The organism is Brevibacterium sp. p3-SID960, from assembly GCF_025144725.1.
Taxonomy (GTDB): domain Bacteria; phylum Actinomycetota; class Actinomycetes; order Actinomycetales; family Brevibacteriaceae; genus Brevibacterium.
In genome coordinates, this window is sequence record NZ_JALXKS010000066.1 from 1 (window position 1) to 5801 (window position 5801).

Below are 5801 nucleotides of genomic sequence, written 5' to 3' on the forward strand. Positions count from 1 at the left end.
GGCAAGGCAGGTTGAACCATCCGAACTATTGTCCCGACGGCTGACCATGACTAGGCTCGAGGCATGAATGGAGCAGAGCACCACGACCAGCTGACTTTCCTCAATCCCGTCACCCGCTTCCCCGAGATCAGCCCGCAGAAGCAGCATCAGTCCGAACCCGGCCTCGACCAGGCGCTGAGCCCGCAGACCGATCGCGGGCAGCAGTCCTATCGCGGCACCGGTCGGCTCGTCGGCCGCAAGGCGCTCATCACCGGGGCCGACTCCGGGATCGGTGCGGCCGTGGCGATCGCGTTCGCCCGCGAGGGCGCTGACGTCGCCCTGTCGTATCTGCCGGATGAGGAGGCCGATGCCCAGGAGATCAAAGGATGGATCGAGGAGTCCGGGCAGCGCGCGTTCCTGTTCCCCGGTGATCTGACCGATGCCAGCTTCTGCCGCCGGCTCGTCGCGGATGCCGAGCAGGCCCTCGGTGGGCTCAATGCGCTGGTGAACAACGCCGGCAAGCAGATCGCCGTCGAGGACTTCGGCGAGCTTGCCGATGAGCAGTGGACGACGACGTTCGCCACCAACATCCACGCGATCTACCGCATCACCCAGGAGGCGATCACGGTGATGCCGGCCGGGTCGACGATCGTGAACTCGACCTCGGTGCAGGCCTATAATCCCTCCCCGCACCTGCTCGACTACGCTTCGACGAAGGCGGCTATCAACAATTTCACGAAGGGACTGGCCCAGCAGCTGGCCCCGCGCGGCATCCGCGTGAATGCGGTGGCGCCGGGCCCGATCTGGACACCGTTGCAGGTCTCGGACGGCCAGCCGAAGGAGGCGCTGCCGGAGTTCGGCAAGAACACTCCCCTCGGCCGGGCCGGGCAGCCGACCGAACTGGCACCGGCGTATGTGTTCCTCACCTCGCCGGAGTCGAGCTACGTCATCGGTGAGACGCTCAATGTCAACGGCGGTCAGCCGACCCCGTAGGCGCTAAGCTGTGGGGACGATGGACATGAGCCCCGACTTCTCGCCTGAGCGCAGCCAGCGCATCGACCTGTGGCTGTGGACAGCCCGGATCTTCAAGACCCGCTCGGCAGCCACCTCCGCCTGCCGGGGCGGGCACGTCCACGTCGGCGGACAGCGGGTGAAGGCTGCGCAGAAGGTGCGCAACGGCGACACGGTCCGGGTGCGCAGGGCCGGCTTCGAGCAGATCCTCGTCATCCGCGGCTTCACCGACCGACGCGGGCCGGCGACACTGGCCCAGCAGCTCTATGAGGACCGCACCCCGGCACCGGACCCCGCACTGCGCGGGTTCACGCCGCGGCGCGACAAGGGGCTGGGCCGGCCGACGAAGAAGGATCGCCGCGAACTCGACCGGCTGCGCGGCTACCGATCCTCCGGTCAGTAGATGACGGTGGCGTAGGTGCCGGTCTGGCGGTAGCCGGCACGCCGGTAGGTGCTCAGAGCCGGTTCGTTGAAGGCGTTGACGTACAGGCTCACCAGCGGGCTCATCGTCGCCTTGACCTGTTCGGTCGCAGCCAGCACGGCTGGGGCGGCCAGACCGCGGCCGCGGAAGTCCGGATGCACCCACACGCCCTGGATCTGGGCGACCGCTGCAGACCGGATGCCCACATCGGCCTTGAACACCACCTGCGCGGCCGACTCCGGTGCCGGGTAGCGGCGAATCGGCCCGCCGTCGGGGCCACGGCAGCTGGTGATGAGGAAGGTCTCACCGGCGCTCAGCAGACCGCGTACCCGATGGAGGTAACCGGATTTTCCCATTTCGATCGGTGAGAAGCCGACTTCTTCAGTGAACATGTGCACCGCAGCCTCGAAGACGATGTCGATCTCCTCAGGCCGGCCGAGGCGCACGCGACGGTCAGCGGCGGTGCCGGGTTCGCGATCGGCGATGAGCAGCGGCTGCTTGGGCCGCAGCACTCTGGGCACACCCCAGGTCAGCCGGTGATGCAGATCGAGGACTGCATTGGCGGGGCCGACGAGTGAGCACATGTAGCGGCCGCGGGCATTGAGCATCCGGGCGACCGCGGCATTCCCGCCGGCGGTCGCGGCGATCGGCATGATGGTGCCGCCGATGTAGTAGGCGCTCACCGGCCGGCCGTGGATGAACCAGCCCCACAGCCGTCCGGCAGGCGTGTTGATCTCAGCGGTGCCGGTGTGCTCGAGCAGTCGTGCGGCGTAGGCGTAGCCGGCGGGATCAGCTGCGATCGTGTCGCGCAGCCACTGGGTGTCCATGGCGCGCAGCGGTGCCAGTGTCACGCGTCCACGTCCTTCCCTGGTGGGGCGACCGGACAGCCCCCGCAGGGCTGTGCCGGTCAGCCGACGACGACCTCCGGCGGGCCGGCCGGTTCGCCGTTCTCCTCGGCGATCCGCATGGCCTCTTCGATGAGGGTCTCGACGATCTTGGCCTCCGGCACGGTCTTGATGACCTCGCCCTTGACGAAGATCTGTCCCTTGCCGTTGCCGCTGGCCACGCCGAGGTCGGCTTCGCGGGCCTCACCGGGCCCGTTGACGATGCAGCCCATGACGGCCACCCGCAGCGGCACTTCGAGGCCTTCAAGCCCGGCGGTGACCTTGTCGGCAAGTTCGTAGACGTCGACCTGGGCGCGTCCGCACGACGGGCAGGAGACGATCTCGAGGGTGCGCGGTTTGAGGTTGAGAGATTCGAGGATCTGGTTGCCGACCTTGATCTCCTCGACCGGCGGGGCCGACAGGGACACGCGGATGGTGTCGCCGATGCCCTGACTCAGCAGCGCTCCGAAGGCGGTGGCGGACTTGATGGTGCCCTGGAAGGCCGGGCCGGCCTCAGTGACGCCGAGGTGCAGCGGCCAGTCGCCGGCCTCGGCGAGCAGCTCATAGGCACGGACCATGACGACCGGGTCATGGTGCTTGACGGAGATCTTGAAGTCGCTGAACCCGTGCTCTTCGAACAGGGAGGCCTCCCACACCGCGGACTCGACGAGCGCCTCGGGGGTGGCCTTGCCGTACTTCTCCATGATCCGCCTGTCCAGCGATCCGGCGTTGACGCCGATGCGGATCGAAACGCCGGCGTCGGCGGCGGCCTTGGAGATCTCCTTGACCTGGTCGTCGAACTTGCGGATGTTGCCGGGGTTCACGCGCACACCGGCACATCCGGCGTCGATCGCGGCGAAGACGTACTTGGGCTGGAAGTGGATGTCGGCGATGACCGGGATCTGGCTCTTCTGTGCGATCGCCGGCAGCGCCTCAGCATCATCGGCCGAAGGGCAGGCCACGCGCACGATGTCGCAGCCGGCTGCGGTGAGCTCAGCGATCTGCTGCAGGGTGGCGTTGATGTCGGTGGTCTTCGTCGTCGTCATCGACTGGACGCTGATCGGGGAATCCGAGCCGACTCCGACTTTCCCGACCTTGATCTGGCGGGTCTTGCGCCGGGGGTTGAGAACCGGCGGCGGCGGAGCGGGCATTCCCAGGCTGATCGCGGTCACAGACGTCCCTTCAGTTCGACAGTAGGTGGCTATCCGGCCTGTGGGGCCGGGGGTCGTTGCGTTCATTCTAGGCGGGGCACGTGAATGATTGCTGAACCGCCCGTGTGTTCGAGCACACACGATCGGTCGGCACGCAGACCCAGCCTACGCCTCGGCGCCGGCGGCAGCTGGCGTCTCGGCAGGTCGCGCCGAACCACCGCGGCGCTTGGCGCGCATGCGCTGCAGGATCGCCATGAGCACGGCGACGGCGATGCCGATGAGCGAGATCCACAGAGCCGGGATGAGCATCGTGATGCCGGCGGCGATGAGCACGATCCGCTCCCACCAGTGCAGGTGGTCGAAGAAGTACCCGGCCGTTGCCGCGGAGATCGCCGTCATGCCCAGCAGTGCGGTGATGAACACCTGCAGGAAGTGCATGACGGTGTCGTCGGTCTGGAAGATCAGGCCAGGTGCGGTGACGAAGACGTAGGGCACGATGAATCCGGCGATCGCCACGCGGAAGGCGGTGACACCGGACTTGAGCGGATTCGATCCGGCGATGCCGGAAGCGGCGTAGGCGGCCAGACACACCGGCGGGGTGATGTCAGCGAGCAGGCCGAAGTAGAACACGAACAGGTGGGCGGCCAGGATCGGGACATCGAAGTTGCTGACGAGGATCGGGGCAGCCACCGTTGCGGTGACGACATAGTTCGCGGTGGTCGGCAGTCCCATGCCCAGCACCAGGCAGGCGAGCATGGTGAAGAACATGACGAGGAAGAAGTTCTCCCCGGCTGCCGTGAGGATGCCGTCGGCCAGACGACCGCCGAGGCCGGTGGCGGTCACGATGCCGGCGACCATGCCGGCGGTGGCACAGGCGGCAATGACCGGCAGGGCGACGCGGGCGCCGGATTCGAGGACCTCGAAGACGCCGCGGATGCTCAGACGGGTCGACTCGCGCAGGAAGCTGAGCACAAGCGCGGTGCCGATGCCCCACAGCGCGGCCTTCGCCGGGGTGGTGCCGGTCATGAGCATGTAAATGATGACGGCCAGCGGCAGCAGCTGGTCGATGCGGGTGAGCAGGTACTTCCAGCTCGGCAGCTGGTCCTTGCGCATGCCGTGGATCCGGTTGCGCTTGGCTTCGAAGTGCACGGCGAGCATGACGCCGGCGAAGTACAGGAACGCCGGGATGATCGCGACGAGGATGATCGTCGAGTAGGCGATGCCGGTGTACTCGGCCATGATGAACACGGCCGCGCCCATGATCGGGGGCATGATCTGCCCGCCGGTCGAGGCAGTCGCCTCGGTCGCGGCGGCGAACTTCGCCTTGAAGCCGACCTTCTTCATCATCGGGATGGTGAAGGAGCCCGAGGCCACGGCGTTGGCGACCGAGGAGCCGGTGACGGTGCCCTGCATCGCCGAGGCGACGACGGCTGCCTTGGCCGGCCCGCCGGCGAACTTGCCGGTCAGGCGGAAGGCCAGGCCGTTGAAGTAGGCGCCGATGTTGGTGCGCACGAGAACGACGCCGAAGAGCAGGAACAGGAACACGAAGGTCGAGGACACCTGGATCGGGATGCCGAAGATCGACCGCGAGGAGTACCAGGTCTGCTGGACCATGTTCTGCCAGGTGGTGCCGTGGTACGGCAGGATCGGCGAGTATTTGCCGAGCCAGAAGTACAGCAGTGCCAGGGTCGCGATGATGACGATGGGCAGGCCGACGCAGCGGCGGGTGCCTTCGAGGATGAGGAGGATGCCGACGAGGGCGACGATCGTGTCGAAGTCGCTGTAGCCGAACATCTGGACCTGCACGCCGGTGAGGTAGTCGTAGTTGAAGATCATGTAGGCCGAGCAGCCCATCGCGGCGAACGCGAGGATCGTGTCGAGGACCAGGGAGCCCCAGTACAGTGCCGGTTTGGTGTCCTCGCGCAGGCTCAGGCTGCGGTGCAGGGGGTAGAGCAGGAAGATGAGCCCCATCGCACCGCCGACGTGGATCGCACCCTGGATGAGGGTCGGGCGGGAGCCGGCGAAGGCGGTGTAGAGCTGGAACCCGGTGAGGCCGAGGGCGAGGATGAAGATGAGCCAGCGCCACGGTCCGAGTTCGGAGTCGACGCGGTGGCGGGAGGCGGTGTCGTGCTCGCGCAGCACCTCCTGGGCCTTCTCCTCGGCTTCGGTCGAGCTCATGACAGCGACGTTGCTGGCATCGACTTCGTCATCGGCGACGGTCTCTGACGTGGTGCCGTGGTGCTTGGCGTCGCGGTAGGCGTCGGTGGCAGCAGCGCCGGGGTCGCCGGCGTCATTGCGTTCGGCTGCGCGGCCTGCGGCGGTGCTGCCGCCCTCAGGCTTCTCGTCGTCGCGCGG

At 67.3% G+C, this 5801-nt stretch carries 5 protein-coding genes; 2 read left to right on the forward strand and 3 right to left on the reverse strand.

Translation table 11 applies throughout. The features are described from left to right. Positions 1 to 63 precede the first annotated feature (63 nt). Positions 64 to 972 (forward strand): SDR family oxidoreductase, encoded by a 909-nt coding sequence (locus tag M3B11_RS13225; protein ID WP_259877934.1) that lies wholly within the window; start codon positions 64 to 66, stop codon positions 970 to 972. A 25-nt stretch (positions 973 to 997) separates the two neighbouring features. After that, positions 998 to 1393, forward strand: coding sequence for an RNA-binding S4 domain-containing protein (locus tag M3B11_RS13230; protein ID WP_259877936.1), 396 nt, complete (start codon positions 998 to 1000; stop codon positions 1391 to 1393). Here M3B11_RS13230 and M3B11_RS13235 read toward each other — a convergent pair. The 3 genes from M3B11_RS13235 to M3B11_RS13245 all read right to left on the reverse strand — a co-directional run. Continuing rightward, positions 1387 to 2262 carry a DUF4081 domain-containing GNAT family N-acetyltransferase gene (locus M3B11_RS13235; RefSeq protein ID WP_259877938.1) on the reverse strand — a complete coding sequence of 292 codons (876 nt, stop codon included), beginning with the start codon at positions 2260 to 2262 and terminating at the stop codon, positions 1387 to 1389. The two genes, M3B11_RS13230 and M3B11_RS13235, sit on opposite strands and share 7 nt — an antisense overlap. Before the next feature lie 56 nt (positions 2263 to 2318). Next, positions 2319 to 3467, reverse strand: a complete 1149-nt coding sequence (gene ispG, locus M3B11_RS13240; RefSeq protein ID WP_259877939.1) for a flavodoxin-dependent (E)-4-hydroxy-3-methylbut-2-enyl-diphosphate synthase — start codon at positions 3465 to 3467, stop codon at positions 2319 to 2321. A 144-nt stretch (positions 3468 to 3611) separates the two neighbouring features. Next, on the reverse strand, positions 3612 to 5801 hold a 2190-nt coding region (locus M3B11_RS13245; RefSeq protein WP_311197868.1), incomplete at its 5' end, for a TRAP transporter permease.